This is a genomic window from Actinokineospora sp. NPDC051303, from assembly GCF_055586285.1.
In genome coordinates this window covers 34,392-54,933 of record NZ_JBVJIN010000020.1, presented here as the reverse complement: position 1 = coordinate 54,933, position 20,542 = coordinate 34,392, and the positions used below count along the sequence as shown (strand labels likewise).

The following is a 20,542-nucleotide window of genomic DNA, read 5'->3' as shown; positions in this document are numbered from 1 at the left end:
TGTTCAGGTACCGGTCTTCGCGAGCCTGATGTCGCCGCTTGAGTCAGGGATTGCCCGGAGAGGAGCCGACAGGGGAAGATCTGCCGTTGCCGTACTTTGCCGAGGGCGCGGTCCACGGCGCAACAGCTGGCTGGCAGCGGCTGCGGTCGTCAAAAGCGCGCTTCGACCCTTCCAAGCAGTAGAATGACTTGGCGGTCTGCGCTTCGCTGCTCCTGCGGACGTGAAAGGGTAGGGAAGACGACCCCATGACCTCGCGGGAAGACGCATCTCCTTGCCCCCAGTGCCGCCCGGATAACGCGCTGACCAACGGAAACAGAGAATCCCCAGCGTGTGTTGGTGCGGTTGACGCCTGTTGGGTGCACTTCGACTGGTCAAGTTAGGCACCGCGCTCCAGTTTCGCTCCTGCTCCAGTGTGCGTTCGTGTCCCCGGCGAGGCTCGTGCAGCATCCACACGAAGCCACAACTACCGTGTTCTGCGGCTTTCCGCGACCGTCAAGTTCGACCGGCTGCGTCGTCGTCAGGGGGTTGGTGCGTCATGACGAGTTTCGTGTGCGCCGGGACCGACTGGAGGGGCTCCGGGCTGCGCCGTGCTGGTCGGGTCATCTCGTGCTCGACTCGGATGACGGCTGTGACGCCGTTGGCGGGCACTGCGTGGGTGCTGGGACCCATGTGGGGCAGGACTTTCGGTCGCCGCCCACGCCCGGCCCCGTGCCTGCCGTTCTCGCGTTTGCCGTGCCTGCCAGGGCGCGACCCGGCTCATCGTCCGGCGCTGCCGTCACGGCGTCAGCGCACGATGACCGTGGAAGGAACCGGATCGAGAAGCCGACGACCAGGGTGGCCGGAATCGGTCACCAGGCCCCGTGTGCCCCGTGCGCGCCTCGATACTGGTCGCCACGATCACCCGCCCCGGCTCGATGTAGAGGAAAGGAATGAGTCTCGTGAGCGGTTTCGATGAGCCGTCAGCGCATCACGGCGGTGCGGGCGACAGGGAGGAGGCGCGGCAGGCGCCTTCGCACGGGGTCCCGCCGATGCCGCCACCGCCGGGCCGGGAGGTGCGGCCACGTCCCCCGGGCACGCTGACCGCGGCGACGGTCGTGTTCGTTCTGGTGGTGGTGCCGACCCTGGCCCTGTCGTTCATCGATTTTGTCACCACCCCTGCCTCGCGGAGCCGTTCGGCGAACCAAGAGCAACTCGCGCAGTTGGTCGGGATGGTGTTCTACACGGCGCTGCTGATCCTGGCGATGCTGCTCCGGTGGGGCAGGAACTGGGTCCGGGTGACCGTGACCGTGTTGGCGTCCTTCGCTGGACTGGGCATGTTGGCGGGGATGGCGGCGGGCTTGACGAACGGGGACGTCCGCCAGTTGATGATCTTCGTTCCCGTGCTGGGGCTGATGGTCGCCGGAATCGTCTTGCTCTACGTGCCCACCTCCAGCGCCTACATTGATGACATGTGCCGCATCCGATGACGTCATTCTCCTTGGTGGGGAGTGTTCTGCGGGCACGTCGGGAACGTGCGCGACACCCAAGGAACCTCCTGATCAGCAGACCGCGCTCCAGGCCTTCGTCGAAGGCTTGCTTGGTCGACCGACTGCTCGACGGCCACGTCATCGATAGTGCCGCCGAAAACCGACCTGCGGCCCGCCCTGGCCCGCGCCGAAGCCGCGCGTTGCTCGCCGCTCGCGCGGTCACGCCCGTCGGGCGACCTGGGCGCGACTGGGTGCGCTGCTCTGCCTGACCGGCCAAGGTATCCGAGTCGTCGGGGATCATCTCATGTGATCACCATAGGTATATGTTTCGCCGGGGTTTGAACATCCCGTGCGATGAGAGTCCAGGCTATTTAAGCAATCGAGGATCTTGCGGCCGACCGCCATGTGGCCGCCCAACGAAGCTGTGAGTGGGGGAATCACACATGCCCGGTGCGCCTTCGCGTCTCTATGGCAGGCAGCGGCCAACAGCCCTGGTCCTCGAGTTCATGACCAGGCCCATATACGACGGGTTTCCGACCAGCAGACGCGTGCCAATCATCGTTTTCACGGGTTCGCGTGGGTGCGGTAAGACCGTTTTCCTCAGGGATTTGGCTGAGCAGTTCACCGGGCAGGTTCCGTACGCGCGAATCGATTGCGGGTCGCTGAGCGTCGAGGATCCGTGGGATCTCTTGGCGCTGCTGGTCTTTGAGTTCAACCGTTCGGCTGCGGGCTACCGCAGGATCCCGTTCCCGAGGTTCGTGACCGCGCAGGTGGCCATGGCGGAGGAGAACCTGAGCCGGATTGACGAGGAGGCCCGGAAACAGATTCAGGCGGCCATTGATCGGTACCGCTGGGTCGACACGCTCCGCGAGTTCGTGAGGAACCTGGCCGGGCGTCTGGTCGAGGCCGTGCCGGGGCTCGGCGGTGTACCGGGGGCGGCGGACACCGCAAGCTATGCCGCCGGTCTTGTCATGGATGGGCTGGCCTTGGGGCTCGGCGAAGGTGCTGACTGGTATGGCGAGCAACCCGCCTATGAACTGATCAGGCTCAATCGGTTGACCCGGGGGACCGCGAGCACGGAGGACAAACTCGAGGCGGCGGAACTGCTGTGGAAGGCGTTTCTCGCTGACTTGCGTGCTGCTTTTGGCAAGGGCCGTGGCGCGCGAGCGTGGACGCTCAACTGTCCGGTGCTGCTGGACAACGTCGACAGCGACGTCGGTGAGATGCTGCTGGACGGGCTGGTGAAAGCGCGCCGTCAGCATGCCGTCCACCAGCAAGCCGTGCACCAAGCCGATGAGCCGGATCCACTCACGGTGGTCGCGACCAGCACCGGCGCGATCGTTCGGCAGTTCGTCACCCAGGACGTGCGGATCCCGTCCGCGGAGGAGGCGAGCTACGACGACTATCGCGAGCGGATGCGAGCCGACCGTGACCGCGACTGGTACCCGGTCAGCCTGCGCGCTCTCACCCTCGATGAGGTCGTGGGCATGGTGACCGCGGTCGGCGGAGCGTGGCGGAGCGTGGCCAGCTCGGTGTACCGACTGACCCGTGGTCATCCCGGCGCGACTACCGAACTAGTCGATGCGATCGCGAACAACACGGGTGGTACCGGTCTGATCAAGACCCTGCTGGACACCCCCACCCGCGTGCCGCGGAGCGAAAAGCCGGCCGTGGCCGACGACAAGCCAAAACGTTTCACAGTCGAGGACAAGATCCTGGCGGACTTACGCGGCGAGCACAAAGAGGAGGTAATCGACCGGCTGATGATCTGCTCCGCCGCCCGTGATGTGGAGGAAGCCGAACTCCTCGCCAGCGACAGCGGCCTGGTCACCCTTCGCGACGTCGCGGAAACAGTTCCTCCGGAGTTGCGGAGCACGGACACGTTCACCGGCCGTACGACGATGCTGCCTGGGCTCCGCCACCTGCTGCTGCGCCGCCTGGCTGAGCGACCGGACAAATGGTCGGCCGCGCACGGTTGGCTGCGGGACAACGGCGCGGAGTCCACGCCCGCCAAGCTGTACCACGCACTGGCCACCAGGGACGTCGAAGCGGTGACCACCTGGTTGACCGAGCGGTTGCGGGATCGCAGCGTCGATATCGCCGACTGGCTGGCGGATCTCTACTTGATCACGTCAGCACCCAGTGACCTGCACGACGACGGTGACCCGGACAGCGTGCTGGATGCCGTCGGCTGGGCCGGGCCTCGCGATGGCGCCGATGGCGCACTCGCCCGGCTCGTCGTGGAACTGTGGATCGCAAACGACCCATTGTCTGATGTGGACAGAAAGAGCCTCTACCACGAAGCAAAACTAGACCTACAGAGGCTGGCCCAGGACGCCCCGAGAGGCAGGCACGATCTTCGAAACGAAGCTCGCTGGTTGGAGGACGTGGCCAAGGCGCCGGACGACGCCGCCGTGATCGCTGGCATCCGGCCGCCGAAAGAACGCAACGCGCCGCTGGCACAGCCACATTCAATCGAAACCCAGCAGAAGGTGTCGTTCCAACCACCGGTGTCGCCGAGACAAGCGGCGTATAGGGGGAAAAACCGGGCCTCTGTCGCACTTGTTTTCGTTGCGGCACTCGTCGCGGCAGGACTGCTTTGGTGGCCCTCTTCATTCGGCGAGCCGGAGTGCGGCGCGGGGGTCGCCCGACTAGAAGGTGAGTGTATCGGCGTCAGCGACGGCTCATTCGTCTTCGACGACGCCAATCTCGCGGCTGTGGAGAAACTGATCCACGCCGAGAACCAGGCCGTAGAGTCACAACCCCACGTCACCCTGGCGCTGCTGACTCCGCTTACACCTACCCAGACGGGCAGCGTGACGCCGGAACGGATCCGGGCTCAGGTCGAAGGAGCCTACGTCGCCCAGCACGCGGCGAACGCGTCGGGTGATCCCAAAATCAAGCTCGTGCTCGCCAACCCCGGCAGCCGCCAGCAGGGCTGGCGGCACGTCGTCTACGAACTCCAGGATCTGCTGGACGCTCCGGACAACCTGGTCGGGGTGATCGGCCTGGTGCCGAGCACCCGCACGACCCAGGAGGTCATGCGCGAGCTCGCGGCGAAGAACTTGCCGATGGTCGGGACCTTGGTTACCGCCGCCGACATCAACAAGGTGCAACAACCAGGCGGCATACCCACCTACGTCGATGGGTTCACTCGAGTGAGCCCGACAACGCGTAACCAGGTCACAGCCCTCTCCCAATACCTCGGCACGACCACACGCAGGGCGATGCTGCTCTACGACATCGACGAGGAGAACCTGTTCGCCTCATCGTTGCGCAACGAGTTCGAGGCAGCCGCAGTCGCCAGCGGAGGACGACTGTCGATCACGGTGTTGAACCGGTACGACACCGAAGCATCGCTGGACAACCAATTCGGAGCGATCAACGGTGACCTGTGCGGCGACGGTGCCCCGGACACAGTTCTCTACGCTGGCCGAGCCGCGCTGCTCGACAGCCTCATCCGCAACCTGCGCGACCGCAGCTGTGCGCGGGACCGCCCGATCACCCTCGTCACCGGTTCGGACGCCTCGATTCTCAAGCTACCCGGCTACCCCAAGCCCAGGACCGACCAGGCCAAGCTGACGGTCCTCTACACACCGGCCGCCGACCCTGACGCCATCAGGGAAGTCGGCGTGCCGGAACTGGAAACCTTCGCCAACGAATTTACCGCAGCTGGCTTCGCCGACGCGGACCTCAAAGACGGCTGGGCGATCATCACGCACGACGCGCTACTCATGGCGTCGGAAGCCATCCGACGCGCCGCGCTCTCCGGCCCACCCTCGAAGGAGACCGTTCGGTTCCAGATCAACCGCGCCGCCCGCGAGCGCAACCAGGTTCGAGCCGCGCAAGGCCCGTTCCGACTGCATCCGGAAACGGGCGACGCCGACGGACTGACGGTGCCGGTCGTCGAAGTAAGTCCAGAGTGGATTTTCACCATCAAAGCGTTTTGCGGCATCGACAGTACCCGCGACCCGGTCGTGCAGTGCCAGCCCGATCAGCAATGACTGCGCGTGGCAAGGGCGGGACCAGTCCGTTGCGGATGGCTGCCGCGCACTGCCGGTCGGCGATGTCGATATCAGTGTCCCGTGGCCTCCACGGTGACGGCGACCTCGTCCGCGCAGGCGTGAACGTGCTGCTCGGCGAGTTCCCGGGATAACTCGCGGAGCCGGAGAACGCTCTCGGCGGGGCGAAGACGGGTGCGGCGCTTTGCTGCCGCCCCCGGCCAAAGCGGCGGTCAAGACCGTGGTCCAGGTGGTGATCGCGAGGCGGATTGACATGGGTTCTCCATAGGGTTGTTGATGTTCGAGGTGGGTGCCCTGAATGCCCTGGGCGGCGGGGTGTGGCTTATGGGTTCTTGGCGTTTGGGTGGCTTGCCAGGAGTGGCTGCCCCGCTGTCCGGGACGCCCTTCCCCGCGCTGGAACGGGCTTTCGACTACTCCACGCGCTCCGCGCTGGTTCTGCTGACGGGATCCAGACCCCGGCCGACATGCGGCTGTCGGACCACCCTCACGGCAAGCGCGTGACCAGCGTGACGGCTCGGCCCGATCCTGGCCGCCCACCTGCTGGCCGACACTGGCGGCGACCTGCGGGCCGCCTTCGGCAACCCCGGCCGCATGGCCGCCTACGCCGGGCTGGCACCGGTGCCCCGCGACTCCGGACAGGTCACCGGAAACCCGCACCGCCCCAAGCGATACCACCGCGGGCTGCGCAAGACCTTCTCCATGGCCGCCTTGTCGGCCAGCAAAGTCGCCGACGGTCCCTCCCGCCGCTATTACCCGCGCAAACGCGACGAGGGCATGCACCACGTCCAAGCCCTCATCGCCTTGGCCCGCCGGCTGGTCGACGTGATCTGGGCCTTGTTGCGCGACGGCCGCGAATTCCATGCCTCAACACCGATCACGACCGCGGCAGCTTGACACGATCATTGAGAATCCTGGTTCAGGGCCGGTCGGTTGCCACTGGTGCTGTGGCGGCTGGGGTCGACGTCGTCCGGCTATCCCGGCCACACCTCGAACGAGATGACCAGGTCCGGTGCGAGGCTGTCGACGTGGACGGCGGCGATGTTGTCCTTGTCGGTGCGCACGCAGAACGCGCTGCCCGCCATCAGATCGGACAGGCGGATGGCGCCGACAGTCGTGGCTGTCTGCTCACGACAGACGACCTCCGACGCCTTTCGCCCCGGCTCCAGCAACGTCAGGCGGGGGGCGTGTTCGGGAGCGTGTGCCTCCTGCTCCTCGACGATCAGGTCGGCCAGCTCGCCGCACCGGTCACGACCGATGCGGACGCCGGTGGGGCCCCAACCCGGACAACCGGTGTCCAAGTCGACCTTGTCCCCGATGTTGGTCAGCGGGTCGGATGACGGGGTCAGGCGGTAACCGGACTTCGCCAGCAGCGGAGGCCCAGCGCGCCGCCCCAGTGACGAACCCCGTCCTTACCGGGGGCCTTTGTGAGTTCTTCGCCGCCGCCTGGCTCAAGAAATACCTAACCCCGCTGGCTACTTCCCTCCGTCAAGCCATGTCCACCAACCCAGGCCCCGTCTACGGCACCGGCTACCGCACCCTCTGAGCTTCCGTGATCCGCCACGGTACCCACAAGGTCCTTGTGCCGCACCGGCACTCTCCCGTAGGCGCGTGTCACGCGCGCTCGTCAGAGGTCCGGCGCGCGCGGTGGCCGCCGAACTCCGAGCGGATCGGATCCGAACGATTTAGGTCCTTTGCCTACGACGAACTAATCGCACGCGACAAGGTCAACCTCGATATCACGTGGCTCCGTGATGAGTCACTCGAAGACACCGACAATCTCCCGGCGCCGCATCTCATCGCCCGTGATTTGATCGAGGACCTCACTGCCGCGCTGGTCGAACTCGAAGCGGTCGCCGCGGCGCTTGAGCCGTCATCCGGCGGAACGTCGGACTGAACATCGGACCCTTCGGTCATGCCGGTGATCCACGACGTGTGTCTCCACGACGTGGATCGCGGTTGATCAGGCGACGTCGACCTACCTCCTGGACGACCTGCCGGAGCCGATGGCCAGGATCGCTGACCTCGGCGACGTCAACGTCACCTTCGTACTGCGGACACGGGCGCGGTACTTCGAGTACGCGCCGCTGTTCCACCTGCTGCCCAAGCGCGTGCTGGACATGTTCGGGCTCCCGTTGCTGCGGGGCGGCCAATGGCCGGGTCGGGCATCGACGACTTCCTACCGCCCGATTTCGAGGAACGGCTTGGCCCGCGCCTGGGCATGGACGGTGTGGCCGCACCTGGTGTCGGGGTCGAAGATGAAGGCGTTCTCGGCCCACGACCCGATCCGGCTACTGGCTCAACAATCTGGACTTCTGGGTGCCCGCGGTCACCGCCACCATCCAAGAGCGCCTGCGGGACTTCCCCGAGGTGGACAAGGGCAAGCCCCCCGGCCCGGTCACCTTGGAGGACGGCAGCGTGCTCGCCGGGGCGGTGGTCGGCAACCCGCGGATGGGCGGACAGGTCTGGTTCGGCGAGGACGACGCCCGCGACGCAGTGGTCGAGACCGTGGAAGCAGCCGACCGGACCGGTCGACTGTGCGGCATTCTGGACGCGGTCCGTTCCCACCGGGTCGAGGACGATTTCTCCAGCCACTGGTCGCGCGCGAAGACTTCGAACGCAAGCTGCACGGGAAGCGGCGCAAGGTGACGGTGAAGTTCGTCGAGCTGACCGACACCGTCCCTGTTCAGGGACCGGAGAGCGAGGTGTTGGGCAACCTGGTCACCAACGACTTCCTCACGCTGCTGGACGCCCGGAGTCGACAGATCGTCGTGCTGCTCAACAGCGGCGTCACCAGCAAGACCGAGATCGCCGACGTCCTCGGGTACGCCAACCACAGCGCGGTGTCGAAGCGACTCGCACAGATCCGCCGCACCGCCGAGGCGTACTTCGACGAGAACTGACTCGCCCCGCCCGTTCCAGCCGCGCTCGACACCACCCATGCGAGCGATCAACCGAGGCCTTGGTAGTGATCTTCTTCGCTAGACAAGAAGAATGATCAACCAGGGGCTTCACCATGATCGCCCCGATCGACGGGGGTTAAAACTCAAGCTAGAGGCAGCCAACTGCTGGCAATCCACGGCATTCCGAGCCTGGATCGGCGGTGAGGTCTCCGGTACGGGAAGGGTTTCCCAATGCCGTCGATCAGGTAGCCCGCCACACACACCCCAAGGGCTCTTGGTAGTCGGAGCCCGCAGGCGCCTCTTCAGCATAGTCCACTGTGTACCGCTCCTCCTGGCTCGCGGTCGTGATCCGGAACCGGACGATCATGCGCTGGTCGGTGCGGCACCGGCCGTTCACCGCTTTCAGCACCAGGCCGACTTCGGAGTCGAATCGCCAGTTCGGCTTGGCGGTGTCGGTGTCCAAGGTGGAGTAGTGGTTCGGCTTCGAGCCGCCGCACGCCCTGACGCTAGCTTCGCACACGAAGTCCCGGATCATGCTCGCGGCGCCGCCGTCGGGAATCGCTCCGACGGGGTATGCGTAACCAAGGGGTTTCTCGCGGCGGTACCCGGATTGTGTCATTCCCTCGAAGCGGAGGATGTACACGTTGGGATTGTCGATGCGCTGGTAGCGCCACAGCATCGTGGATTGGTAGGGCGAGTAGTGCACGACCACCACACCGCCGCGCTGCAGGGTGCCCGGAGCCGGTTCCTGGTCGGCGACCACTGCTCCGGGGTGCACGCCGTCCGGACGGGCGTCGCACTGCCAGCCGCCTGCGGCCAAGGTCTGGCACGCGGTGTCTTTGTCCATGTCCCTCACATCGGGGACGGGCGGTGGCGGCGTGACCTGGCGGTACACGGTCAGCACAACCGTCTCCCCGATGCGGACCCGCTCACCGGGTGCGGGGGTCGACGACTCGACCGTCCCCGGAGCCGGACCCTCACTGCCCTGCTCGATCCGGCACCGCACCTGGTTCTTCGATTCGGCGAGGATCGCGTTGCAGGCAGCGTCACCGGCGTGCGCCGCACCGCCGAGGTCGGGCATCGCCACGAACCCCCAGTGGCGAACGGCGACCCTGGCGCCCGCGGTGACGAATTCCCCGCCCCGCGGTGACTGCTCCGCGACCACGCCCAGCGCGGCCCAGTTCGCCCCGGGCGTGGGCATGGCCTGCTCGTCGCAGACGTCACCACCTGCCTGCGCCGCGGCGGCGTTGACCGAGTCGCACGCCGCCGTGACAAGCATGCCGACGACATCGGGGACACGCACGTTCTCGCCGTAGACATGCACGGTCACCGTCGAGCCCTCGGGCACCTCCGTGCCGCCGCGCGGGTTGGTGTCGCGGACAGTCCCGGTGGCTCCGCCCGGCCCGATCTCCACCACCTGGCACCGCAGTTCGGCCGCCTCGACCAGGGCGCACGCCTGTTGCCGGTCCGTGCCGGGCGGGACGACCGGGACGGCGCGCTTGGGCACCTGCGGCGGGGCCGGGGTCGGCGACGCGGTCGCTGTCGGGGAAGCCGTCGCTGTGGGGCTTGCCGGTGGGGTCCGTCGGGTGGTCGACGGCGGTGTGGGCGTCGAGCTGCGGGGTGGTTCCGACGGCCGGTCGGGTTCGGGGTTCTCGGTGTCGGTCTCGACACCGGACGCCTTGCCCTTGTCGATCACCGTGCGCCGCCCGTCTGGATCCACCGCGATCGTGCGGCGGTCCGCCGGGTCATTGGCCACCACCCGCTTGTCCTGCACCTCGACGGTGAACCGGTCGGACTTGCCCGGCACCGCGATCGACTCGGTGCGGGAGCCGGTGCGCAGGTCGAACGACCGCAGCTCGTGCTTGGCGTAGTCGGGGACGTAGACGCGGTCCTCCAGCACGACCGGGGCGCCCAGGTTGTGGTCGACGCCCCTGGGCAGGTCGAACTCGCGCCGCTGGCCGGTGCGCGGGTCCACCGAGACGAGCTTGCCCTTGCGGTCCAGCACCAGCAGGTAGCGGCCTGCGCCCTTGGCCGAGGGCACGGACACGGTGTCGCCGTGTGGCACGGGCTCGCGGCTGATCGACTTCAGCGGCGTCGCGGAGACGTCCAGCGCTTCGCCTGCCCGCGTGATGCCGATCGGCCTGCCGTCGACCAGGGTCAGGTGCTCGATGGGCTCCGGTGTGGGGACGGTTCGCTCCACCTGTCCGCCGACCACGTGCACGGCCTTGCCGTCTTCGGTCAGCACCCAGATGCCCGCCCCGCCGTCGCCCACCGCGGTCGGCGTGGCGCGTGGCACCGGCACCGGGGTTTGCGGGGTGCCATCGGGGTCGATCAGCTCGACGACGTCCGCGCCCGGCCGCAAGAGGTAGGCGGCCGAGGTGGCCGCGACGACGACGGGCGCCTCGTCGGGGCGCGGCACGCCCGCGGAGGACTGGTTGATCGGCGCGCCCTGCTTGCCCAGGTCCTCGTTGAGCAGGAGCACCTGTCCGGTGGTGTGGTTGACCGACGCGGTGCGGCCGTCGGCGAGCCGGACCAACTCCAGTTGCTGCCCACCCGTGGCCAATGCCCGTGCTTCCGCCTCGACGCGTTCGGTTTCGGTGTTGACCTGCACCACCCCGTCACCGTGTTGCACGACGACCTGAGCATTGCTCAATTCCGTATCGGTCATGCTGTAACCGGCGCCGACCGATGCCGCGAACACGGCCGCGAGCACAGCGCTGACCAGCACGAACAGGCGTGATGTGCTTTTTTGGCGGGATGGCGATTCACTCACTTGAGGTCTCCAGTACGACGATTGGAGTAACGCGTCATTCGCGAATGTGGCACGAGGCGCTCGTGCAGAGTACAAAAACGCCGGGCACCGTCAGATGGGAAGTACTTCCCAAAGGCCGGAGGATTTATGAGCGGGCAACTGCCGGTCGAGGTTCGGGTGGGTGCGCGAGCCTACATCGTGTCACCGGGTGAGGAGTTCGAGTTCGGCCGTTCGAGGGAGTGCACGGTGTGCCTGGATCCCGACGACGCGACGATCTCGCGTCGTGCGGGTGTGATCACCTCGGAGAACGGTATCTGGTTCGTGGTCAACACGAGCAGCAGGAGCGGGCTCGAACTCGTCGACGACCGCGGGCTGCGCAGTCTGGTCGCACCCGGCAAGCGTTCCGTGTTGCAGGGGTCGATGCGCGTCTACGTGCAAGGGAGCCGACCTGAACCGCACGTCGTGGAGATCGACGCCCACGAATTCGATTCCGCGTTATTGCGGGAACTGCCGACCGGGCAGCCGACGATCACCGGTGACGACGTCGTGCTCACCCGTGAGGAGAAGCTGGCGCTGACCGCGCTGTTCGCCGGTTATCTGCGGAAGGGCGCGGCCTACGATCCCTATCCGCGCACTTATGACGCCGCCGCCAAGCGGCTGGGTTGGCCGCGCACCACGCTGCTGCGCAAGGTCGAATACCTACGCACCCGGCTGACGAAGGCGGGAGTGCCCAACATGAACGGCGCCAACGCGTTGATCAACCTCGCCGAGCACGTCCTGACCCGCGGCCTCATCACCGAGCACGACCTGCGCCTCATCGGCCTGTGACGCCGGTTTAGGAAGGGCTTCCGATTCCGCCGCGGCGGCGGGTTGCCTAGCGTTCGCACCGACGGCAGAACTGATCGCGGGAGTGGCACATGGCGGAGGTCGAGTTGGTGTGCGTCGGGCACGACGGCATTCGGCGCGCGGTCGTCGCGACTGTCGGGCCGGAGCACCGGGTCGCGGACCTGGCTCGGGCGCTGGGCTGCCGTCAAGCCCTCTACCTGGGACTCGTCGCGCTGCCGAGCTGGCTACCGGTGAGCGGGTCGGGCATCGCGAACGGCACGGTCCTCGGCCTGGACGCGGCGCCGCCGGTGGAACGCGGCGCGGCGGTGGGCGGCGGCGCGCGGGAGGTGGCGGTCGTGGGTGGTCTGCACTGCGGGCCGCGTGCGACCTTGTATCCGGTGGGGGAGCTGAGGATCGGCCGTGCCACGGATGCCGACCTGATCCTCGCCGACGCGGAGGTGAGCAGGCGGCACGCCCGCCTGCGGATCTCCGCGGATGCCGAACGCGTTCGCCTGGAGGACGTCGGTTCGCACAACGGCGTGCGGTGGCGCGGGTGGCTGCTGGAGGGCTCGGCGGAGCTGGTGCCCGGTGACGTCGCGGAGTTGGGGGAGACGGTGATCGGCCTGCGCGAGGCCGTGCCCGCTGACGCGGAGCTGACCGACGCGCCGGACGGGATGGGTCGGGTGTTGCACCGTCCGACCGAGCGCGCGCCCACGGTGGCGACCGGTGGGGAACAGGCGCTGCGTGCGCGCGACCCGGATCCGACGATGCTGCTGGGCATTGCTTGCGGACCGTCCGCCCGGTTGTGGGAACGACGCCGCACCGATCCGGACTTCCGGCGCGTACGCCTCGGGCTGCACGACCGGCAGGCTGAGCTCCGGATGCCGTTCGCCGAACCGGTGCCGGTGCTCCACGCGGTGCCGGTCGCGGCGGACCTGCACGAGGCAGGCGCGCTCGGTCTCGCCGGACCGCGTCCCGCGCTGCTGGCCTCGGCGCGGGCCGTCGTCGCGCAGGCCGCGGTGTTGTGCGCACCGAACGACCTGGCGATCGTGGTGGTGACCGCGCCCGGCGGGGCGTCGGACTGGGAGTGGGCCTGCTGGCTGCCGCACACCCGGGCACGTGCCGGGGCGTTCGACTGCTCGCGGCTCGTCGCCACCGACGAGGACCAGGCCCGTGCCAGGCTCGACGAACTGCGGGCTCTGGTGGCACGGCGCCGTGCCGCGCCGCGGTCCGGCGGGAGTCGGGTGCTCGTCGTACTCGACGGCGTGCGGCGGTTGCACAGGATTCCCGGCCTGGCCGAGGTGCTGGCCGAGGGGCCCGCCGCAGGCGTCACCGCGCTCTGCCTGGAGGAGAGCCCGGACGGGCTGCCCGGCGCGTGTGGCACGGCCCTGGTGGCCACCAACGAATCGGGTAGCCGTGCCGAGTTGCGGTATCGGGGGTTTCCCGCGGTGCCCGACGTACTGGTGGACGGGCTGCTTCCGGAGTACGCGACGCGGCTCGCCCTGGCGCTGGCGTCGATCACCACGCCGGGCGACGGCCCGGAGGAGCCGCGCGGAGCATCGGGAGGCGAACTGTCCGTGCGGCCGCGACTGATCACCGAACTGGGGCGTGCGACCGGGAATCCGACGTGGGACCAGGACGACCGCACCGATGCGATGGCCACCGCACATGTGCGGCTCGCGGCGGATTTCGTTGCGCCGCAGGAAGAAGCGACGGTGGCTCACGTCCGGAGCCGGACTGTTGGACGTGCGGGGCGGTGACTATGTTGTCCCTCGATCGGGGTCGGTGGGAGTTCGGCCGCGGAGACTGGAGGTGCGGGTGTGGTCGCCATCGAACAGCTCGCCGGTTACCGGGTGGCGACCGATCCCGTCCGAGTCGGCCTGTACGCCGTCGTGCGGGCCACGAGAGAGTCCGACCACGCCGAGGTGACCGCGCACGTGGTGGTCGAACCGCTGGACCGCGCGACCCTGCGCAGGGTCCGGACTGAGCTGTCTTCGTTGGCCACCGCGTTGGAGGAGTTGAACAGCCCGCTGGTCGTGCCGCTGCTGGACCACGGACAGACGCCTGACGGCCGCCCGTTCTTCGTCACCGGGTCCACTGGCCCCTCGCTCGCCGACGAACTGGCCGAACGCGGACCGCTGTCCCCCGACCAGGTGCGGCAGGCCGTCTTCGGCGCCGCGACCGCGCTGGTGTCGCTGCACGACGCGAACCTCCTGCACCGCGGTTTGAGTCCGGCGGCGCTCCTCCGCCTGCCGAGCGGGCGGGTTCTGCTGAGCACACCGGTGCCCGCGGTGCTCGCCGAGATCGCCTGCGCCGTGACCGAGGGCTCCGGGCACGAGCCCATCGAGGTCCTCAAAGGCGGCGACTGGACACCGCAGGCCGAGGTGTACGCGTTCGCGTCGACGGTGTGGACTCTGGCGACCGGCAGACCACCGGTGCCCGGGTCGAGGGACGAGCGGTTGTTGCACCTGTTCGACGAGTCGTCGGCGCCGCCGTCCGCGCCGGGCCTGCCGCCGCGGACGGCGGACCTGTTGCGCCGAGCACTCGCGCGAAGACCCGACGACCGGCCACGTTCCCTCGCTTCGTTCGCCTTGGACCTGAAAGAAGATCTAGCCGACCCCGGCCGCACCACGCGCCTGTCCCCGGGCGGGTTGACGCCGTCGGAGCGAGCGATGGGCACTGACTACTTGCTGCTCTCGGAGCTGGGCTCTGGCAGCGCGGGCAAGGTGTGGCGGGCTCGCCGCAAGAGCGATGGGCACGAGGTGGCGGTCAAGGTCCTCAACCCGGAGGCCGATCACGACGGGGCTGGTCTCTCCCGACTCGCCCGCGAACACGCCACCTTGCGCGGGCTCGACCACCCGCACCTGGTCAAGGTGCTCGACATCGTCGTCGACCGCAGCCGGTCGGCGATCGTCATGGAGCTCGTGCCGGGCACTGACCTGCGAGGACTGCTCAAGAGCGGTCGGCTGGCGCCCGCGGACGGCGTGCGGCTGCTGTCGGAGGTCGCCTCAGGGCTGGCGCACCTGCACGAACGGCGCATCGTGCACCGCGACGTCAAGCCCGCCAACATCCTCGTGCGCGCCACGGGGGACCGCCGCACGGCGCTGCTGACCGACTTCGGCCTGGCCAAGCCCCTCGGCGAACCGGATCTGACCAGGGTCGGCTTGCTGCTGGGCACCCCGTCCTACCTGGCGCCCGAGCTCATCACCTCTGGTGAGCCCTCACCCGAGGCCGACGTGTACGCGCTGGGTGTCACGGCGTACGAGGTGCTGGCAGGCCAGCGGCCGTTCGCGGGCTCGACGACCGACCAGATGCTCCGACAGCACCAGATCCAGCGACCCGGACGGCCGGTGGGCCTGCCGGACGCGGCGTGGACCTTCCTATCGGCTTGCCTGGAGAAGGACCCGCGCGAACGGCCCAGCGCCGTCGAAGCGTCGGAGATCCTGCACGACCTCGTCCCCGCCCTCGCCCGGCTGGAACCCGCGTCACCGCCAGGCCACGCAGGCACCACGGGCCAGTCCCTGCCGACGCGTACCAGCGCCCGACCGGTCGAGCCCGTTCCGGGTCACGCCGTGGTCGACGACGGCGAGCCGTCGTCGCCGACCCGCACGAGCAGCCGCCGACCGGAACCCGCGCCTGCACCGCGGGCGAACCGACCGCCACGACGCGGCCTCGTGGTCGCGTCCGCCGTGATGGCGGTCGCAGGGGTGGCGGTCGCCGGGGTGGGCTTCGCGATCGGCGCCCTCGCGGTCCCGGGACTCATCGGCCAGGAACGGCCCGCGCCGACCAGTTCCCCGCTGGCCAACACCCCCTCGCCCGGCATCTACCGCGTGCAGGCCACCGTCGTGATCGACGCGGACGGCGCGGCGACGGTGTCGTGGCCCACGGACACGACCGCGTTGCCCCAGTTGGACCGCTTCGTCGTCATGCAGGGCAACAGCCTTCGGCAGGAAGTGCCCGCCGACACCACCACCTACCGGGACCCCGAACCGCGTGAAACCGGCTGCTACTACGTGATCGCGCTCGGCACCACCGCTCGACCGCTCGACCCGGTACCGCGACCCGCCTGCCTGCCCCACTCGGTGACCCCACTGCGAGGACGATTACCTTGACGACCCACACCGCCACCGACGCCTACGACACGGCCCTCCGGTTCAGGGCTACGCACGACGCCGTCCTCGCCGAGGTCGAGCGGATGATCAAGGGCAAGGCGCGGGCGATCCAGCTCGCGCTCGCGTGCGTGTTCGGCGGCGGTCACCTGCTGATCGAGGACGTGCCGGGCACCGGCAAGACGTCGCTGGCCAAAGCGCTGGCCACGAGCGTGTCCGGGAGCTGGCAGCGCATCCAGTTCACCCCCGACCTGCTGCCCGGCGACATCACCGGCGTGTCCGTGTGGGACCAGACCCAACAGGAGTTCCGGTTTCGCGGCGGACCCGTGTTCGCGAACGTCGTGCTCGCCGACGAGATCAACCGCGCCAGCCCCAAGACCCAGTCGGCGCTGCTGGAGGTGATGGAGGAAGGGCAGGTGACTGTGGACGGCGTGGGACACCCGGTGCCCAGTCCGTTCCTCGTGGTCGCCACGCAGAACCCGATCGACCTCGAAGGCACCTACCAGCTCCCCGAGGCGCAGCTGGACCGCTTCCTCATGCGGATCTCCCTCGGCCACCCGGACCTGGAGGTCGAGACCGAGATCCTGACCAACCGGGCCGCGGCGGCGCCACCGGCGCTGCGACCGGTGACGACGCTCGACCAGGTCGAGTGGATGCGTGCAACCGCGGCCGAGGCGCATACCGCCCCGGAGATCGCCCGCTACATCGCCCTGCTGGCCAAGGCGACCCGCGAGCACCCGGCCCTGCGGCTGGGCCTGAGCACCCGTGGCAGCCTCTCGCTCATGCGGGCCGCGCAAGCGTACGCACTGGGCTCCGGACGCCACTTCGTCGTGCCCGACGACGTGCGGGCGGTGGCCGGACCGGTCCTGGCGCACCGGCTGGTGCTCACCGCCCAGGCGCAGGTGCGCGGGGTGACCGCCGCCTCCGTGCTGGGCGAGGTGCTCGGCTCGGTGCCCGCTCCCACCCAGGCGGTGCGGGTGTGACCGGGCGCGTGCCGCTGACGGCCTCCGGCTGGGCGGTCCTGCTGGGCGCAGGCGTCCTGTTGGTGGCCGGGTCCGTGCTGGGGTACGCGGTGCTCACCTCACTGGCCGCCGCGGGTGGTGCGCTGCTGGTGCTGTGCGCAGCCACCGTGGTCGTGCGGCCACGCGTGCGGATGACCCGTGAGGTCGTGTCGGAACGCGTGTCGGTCGGAGAGCCCGCGCTGGCCCGGCTGGTGGTGCGCAACCCCGGTCGGCTGCCCGTCCCCGAGCTGCTGGTGCTCGACCGGGTCGGCGGACAGCCGGTGGAGGTGAGGGTGCCCGCGCTGGGTCCGGGCGGGTGGCGGGCCGTGCCGTACTCGCTGCCGACCGGGCGCCGGGGGCGTCTGCTCGTCGGGCCGCTGCTGGCAGGCAGGCGGGATCCGCTCGGGTTGTTCCGGCGCGTACAGCCACAGGGGGGCACCGACGTGCTGTGGGTCCACCCGCGGGTGCACCACGCGCACCGGATCCCTGTCGGCACCGTGCCGGACTACGAGGGGCGCGCCGAAGCGTCGAAGGTGGGGACGATGAGCTTCACCTCGCTGCGCGACTACGTGCCCGGCGACGACCCGCGCCGCATCCACTGGCGCTCCACGGCCCGCGTCGGCCGGTTCGTGGTGCGCGACTCCGTGGACACGATGGAACCCACGGTGACGGTCGTCCTCGACACCCGGACCGCGGCGTTCGACGCACCGGCGTTCGAGCACGCGGTCGAGGTCGCCGCGTCGGTCGCGCAAGCCGTGATGGACACCGGGCGTCCGGTGGGTGTGCACGTGGTGGGCGAGGCCTCGGCCAGGTCCGACGCGATCTCGGTACTCGACCGCCTGGCCGCGGCCGAGCCGACCGCCGACGGCGATCCGCTGCGGCTGCTGGAGGAAGTGGACCGGGCACAACCTGGCGGAGCGCTCGTGGTCGTCACCGGTCCCGGCGAGGACGCGGTGACGACCAGGCTGGCCCAGCGGCGCAGGCGGTTCGCGCCGATCGTGGTGTTGCAAGTCGTGCCCACGCGCCACGAGGCCCAGCCGCCCTACCGCAGGCAGGGGATGGCCGTCCTGAGCGCGAACACCGCGGTGGAAGTGGTCACCGCCTGGAACCACCTGGTGCTCGGCGGGGCGGTGGCCTGATGTCGCCCGTCCGCGTGGTGTCGGCCGCTGGTCTCGCCGCTCTGGCCGCGTGGTCGTTCCGGCCGGTGTTCGACGCCGATGCCGGGCTCGCTCTCGTGTTGGCTGTCGCGGTCCCGGCCGTAGTCGTCGCGTTGTGGGAACTGCTCACCTCCTCGGTGCTCAAGCGGCTGTCGGGCGGCGTAGGTGCTGCCCTGTCCCTGCTTTGGGTGGTCGCGGCGGTCACGGCGGTCACCCGCCCCGGAAGCGACGTGCTGTCCGGACCGTTCAGGCTGCTGACCTCGGTGCTGCCGACCGAGGCCGCGGCGCCGCAGTTGGCCGCGGTGTCGGTGCTGGCGGGTTTGACGTCGGTGGCCGCGGTGCACCTGACGGCCAAGGGCGCACTCCTGCCGGTGCTGCCGCCGTTGGTGTGCCTGGCACTGGGGCTTTCGCTCGGGGCCGCCGCGGGTCCGCTGCCTGCTTGGTACGTACCGGCTTTCGTCGCCGTGGGCGCCGGGCCCGTGCTGCTCCACGCCGCTGCCGCCGCACGCGCCCGGCTCGTCGTCGGTGGTGTCGTGGTGGCGCTGGCGGCGGCGGCCAGTCTGGTCCCCGGACTCCTCGGCCCGGCGTCCCGCCCGCCCGCGAGCGCGCAGGCACTGGTGGACGCGCCGGTGCGGCCCAAGCGGCACACCAACCCGATGGCGCAGTACCTCGCCCTGCGCGACGGCAGCATAGTGCTGGCGATCGACGGCACCGTGTCGCAGCGGATCGACCGGCTCGCCATGGTCACCATGACCGCGTTCGACGGCCGTGCCTGGTCACCGGAGGCGGACTACCGCCGCGCGGCGAACCAACTGCCCATCCCACCGCAGAGCATCGCGCCGCGTCGCGAAGTCGCCCTTGACCTGCGGGTGCGGACACCGGACAGCCTCGGTTGGCTGCCCAGGCCGGGGTGGCCGAGCAGGGTCAGCGTGCCGAACCTCGGCTTCGACACTGACACCGGCGACCTGGTAGTGCCCGCAGAGCAGGAACCGCCCGCGCAGTACCGGATCAGCGCCAGCGAACCTGTGGTGTCACCTGACCTCCTGCGCACCGACCAGCCCGCGCGCGGGCAACGGCCGGACCTCGTGCTTCCACCCGAGGTGCTGGGTTTCGTCGCTGACGCGACCGCAGGCCACGACACCGAACTCGACCGGTTCCTCGGGCTCTACCACAACCTGCGCGCCGAGCCGTTCCACTACGACGTGTCGGACGAGGCTCCGGGCGGCAACGGCCTGTACCAGATCTCCGCCCTTTTGGAGAACCACCGCGGCACCAGCGAGCAGTACGCCTCCGCGTTCGCCGTGATGTGCCGACAGCTGGGCTGGGACGCCAGAGTCGTGCTCGGCTTCAAGCCCCGCTGGGACGGCGACGAGCTGCGCGTCCAGGGGCGGGACGTCTTCGCGTGGGCCGAAGTCCGGTTCGAGCGGCTGGGATGGCTGCCGATCGACCCCAGCCCGACCCGGACCGCCGCCCTGGGTGACGAGGCGCCCGACGACACGACGGGGACTGCCCCAGGGCTCGTCGAACTGCCACCGGCCTACGACCCGGATCCGGCGCCCGAACCCGAGCCGGACGGTGTGGTGCCACCGGACCCCGTTGCGACCCCAGTGTCCGGCCGGTCGTCGAGTGTGGTGCTGCTTGTAGCAGGCGCCGGTCTGCTGGCGCTGCTGTTCGCGATCCCGTTGCTCAAGGCCGCGCGCCGTCGTGCGCACCGGCGAGGTCCACCTGGGCGACGCGTCGCGGAGACGTGGCGGGACACGGTGGCCGCGCTACGTACCGGTGGCGCCCTCGTCCACGAGGGTCAGACCACTGGACAGGTGCTTGAAGCGGCGCCGGAGAGCTACGCGGCGGCGTTGCGCCCGCTCGCGGAACTGGTGGACCGCGTGGCGTTCAGCCTGGACGAGGTCACCCAGGACATGGCGACTACAGCCGAATCGCACGGCGACCAGGTCCGGAGCCGGATCCGTGCCGGACTAGGCGCGGGCCGACGAGCGGTCTGGCTGTTCGACCCCCGCCCGCTGCTGGCGGGCCGTAGACCGATCGAGTACGCGGACCTGCGCTCCAACCTGCGCTCGACACGCTGACGTCCGACTCGGCGAAGACGATCAGCTCGTCCACCGAGTGGAAGGGGCGGGGTGTTGTTAACGGGCGCGCTCGATCTGCTCGGCGGCATGGTCGTCGAGTCCGCAGCACTGAGCGATGAGGACGGTGGCGCGGTGTTGATGTCCACCAGACCACCGTCGTCGTACTGTCGCGGCAGATCCGGTCGGCCGATCCGGAGATCCCGCGCGAGTGCCGGGTCACGTGCGA

At 69.3% G+C, this 20,542-nt stretch carries 14 protein-coding genes and 1 pseudogene; 13 read left to right on the top strand and 2 right to left on the bottom strand.

From position 1 onward, the window contains the following. Positions 1 to 938: 938 nt before the first annotated feature. The 3 genes and pseudogenes from ACZ6SD_RS17365 to ACZ6SD_RS17355 all read left to right on the top strand — a co-directional run. Positions 939 to 1,466 (top strand): hypothetical protein, encoded by a 528-nt coding sequence (locus ACZ6SD_RS17365; protein WP_465317947.1) that lies wholly within the window; start codon positions 939 to 941, stop codon positions 1,464 to 1,466. A 608-nt stretch (positions 1,467 to 2,074) separates the two neighbouring features. Further along, on the top strand, positions 2,075 to 5,470 hold the full coding sequence (locus ACZ6SD_RS17360) for a type 1 periplasmic-binding domain-containing protein (RefSeq protein ID WP_465317946.1): 3,396 nt from the start codon (positions 2,075 to 2,077) through the stop codon (positions 5,468 to 5,470). A 531-nt stretch (positions 5,471 to 6,001) separates the two neighbouring features. Then, positions 6,002 to 6,382 (top strand): annotated as a pseudogene (locus ACZ6SD_RS17355) (transposase); the annotation flags it as partial. 77 nt (positions 6,383 to 6,459) lie between these two features. Here ACZ6SD_RS17355 and ACZ6SD_RS17350 read toward each other — a convergent pair. Beyond that, a complete protein-coding gene (locus tag ACZ6SD_RS17350; RefSeq protein ID WP_465317945.1) occupies positions 6,460 to 6,786 on the bottom strand; it encodes a hypothetical protein in 327 nt (108 codons plus the stop codon). 95 nt (positions 6,787 to 6,881) lie between these two features. Between ACZ6SD_RS17350 and ACZ6SD_RS17345 the strand changes: the two genes are divergently transcribed. The 4 genes from ACZ6SD_RS17345 to ACZ6SD_RS17330 all read left to right on the top strand — a co-directional run bounded on the left by ACZ6SD_RS17345 (position 6,882) and on the right by ACZ6SD_RS17330 (position 8,388). Continuing rightward, entirely contained in the window at positions 6,882 to 7,031 is a 150-nt protein-coding gene (locus tag ACZ6SD_RS17345) for a hypothetical protein (protein WP_465317944.1), read from the top strand. Positions 7,032 to 7,037: 6 nt separating this feature from the next. Beyond that, complete coding sequence (locus ACZ6SD_RS17340) at positions 7,038 to 7,382, top strand: hypothetical protein (RefSeq protein ID WP_465317943.1); 345 nt, start codon at positions 7,038 to 7,040, stop codon at positions 7,380 to 7,382. A gap of 422 nt (positions 7,383 to 7,804) precedes the next feature. After that, the gene (locus ACZ6SD_RS17335; protein WP_465317942.1) at positions 7,805 to 8,134 is read left to right on the top strand and encodes a hypothetical protein; all 330 of its coding nucleotides are present in this window, start codon (positions 7,805 to 7,807) and stop codon (positions 8,132 to 8,134) included. Between the two features lie 2 nt (positions 8,135 to 8,136). Beyond that, complete coding sequence (locus ACZ6SD_RS17330; RefSeq protein WP_465317941.1) at positions 8,137 to 8,388, top strand: hypothetical protein; 252 nt, start codon at positions 8,137 to 8,139, stop codon at positions 8,386 to 8,388. A gap of 241 nt (positions 8,389 to 8,629) precedes the next feature. Here the strand turns inward: ACZ6SD_RS17330 and ACZ6SD_RS17325 are convergent, their stop codons facing one another. Further along, positions 8,630 to 11,056, bottom strand: coding sequence for a PASTA domain-containing protein (locus ACZ6SD_RS17325; protein ID WP_465317940.1), 2,427 nt, complete (start codon positions 11,054 to 11,056; stop codon positions 8,630 to 8,632). 231 nt (positions 11,057 to 11,287) lie between these two features. Between ACZ6SD_RS17325 and ACZ6SD_RS17320 the strand changes: the two genes are divergently transcribed. From ACZ6SD_RS17320 to ACZ6SD_RS17295, 6 genes are all read left to right on the top strand, one after another. Beyond that, positions 11,288 to 11,968 (top strand): FHA domain-containing protein, encoded by a 681-nt coding sequence (locus ACZ6SD_RS17320; protein ID WP_465317939.1) that lies wholly within the window; start codon positions 11,288 to 11,290, stop codon positions 11,966 to 11,968. An 89-nt stretch (positions 11,969 to 12,057) separates the two neighbouring features. Further along, a complete protein-coding gene (locus ACZ6SD_RS17315; protein ID WP_465317938.1) occupies positions 12,058 to 13,725 on the top strand; it encodes an FHA domain-containing protein in 1,668 nt (555 codons plus the stop codon). A gap of 60 nt (positions 13,726 to 13,785) precedes the next feature. After that, positions 13,786 to 16,077: a protein kinase domain-containing protein gene (locus tag ACZ6SD_RS17310; RefSeq protein ID WP_465317937.1), complete on the top strand. Its 2,292-nt coding sequence runs from the start codon at positions 13,786 to 13,788 to the stop codon at positions 16,075 to 16,077. Between the two features lie 83 nt (positions 16,078 to 16,160). Then, entirely contained in the window at positions 16,161 to 17,057 is an 897-nt protein-coding gene (locus ACZ6SD_RS17305) for an AAA family ATPase (RefSeq protein WP_465318009.1), read from the top strand. Beyond that, complete coding sequence (locus ACZ6SD_RS17300; protein ID WP_465317936.1) at positions 17,054 to 18,214, top strand: DUF58 domain-containing protein; 1,161 nt, start codon at positions 17,054 to 17,056, stop codon at positions 18,212 to 18,214. The genes ACZ6SD_RS17305 and ACZ6SD_RS17300 overlap by 4 nt, the downstream gene beginning before the upstream one ends. Further along, on the top strand, positions 18,214 to 20,316 hold the full coding sequence (locus ACZ6SD_RS17295) for a transglutaminaseTgpA domain-containing protein (protein ID WP_465317935.1): 2,103 nt from the start codon (positions 18,214 to 18,216) through the stop codon (positions 20,314 to 20,316). The genes ACZ6SD_RS17300 and ACZ6SD_RS17295 overlap by 1 nt, the downstream gene beginning before the upstream one ends. Positions 20,317 to 20,542: the final 226 nt, after the last annotated feature.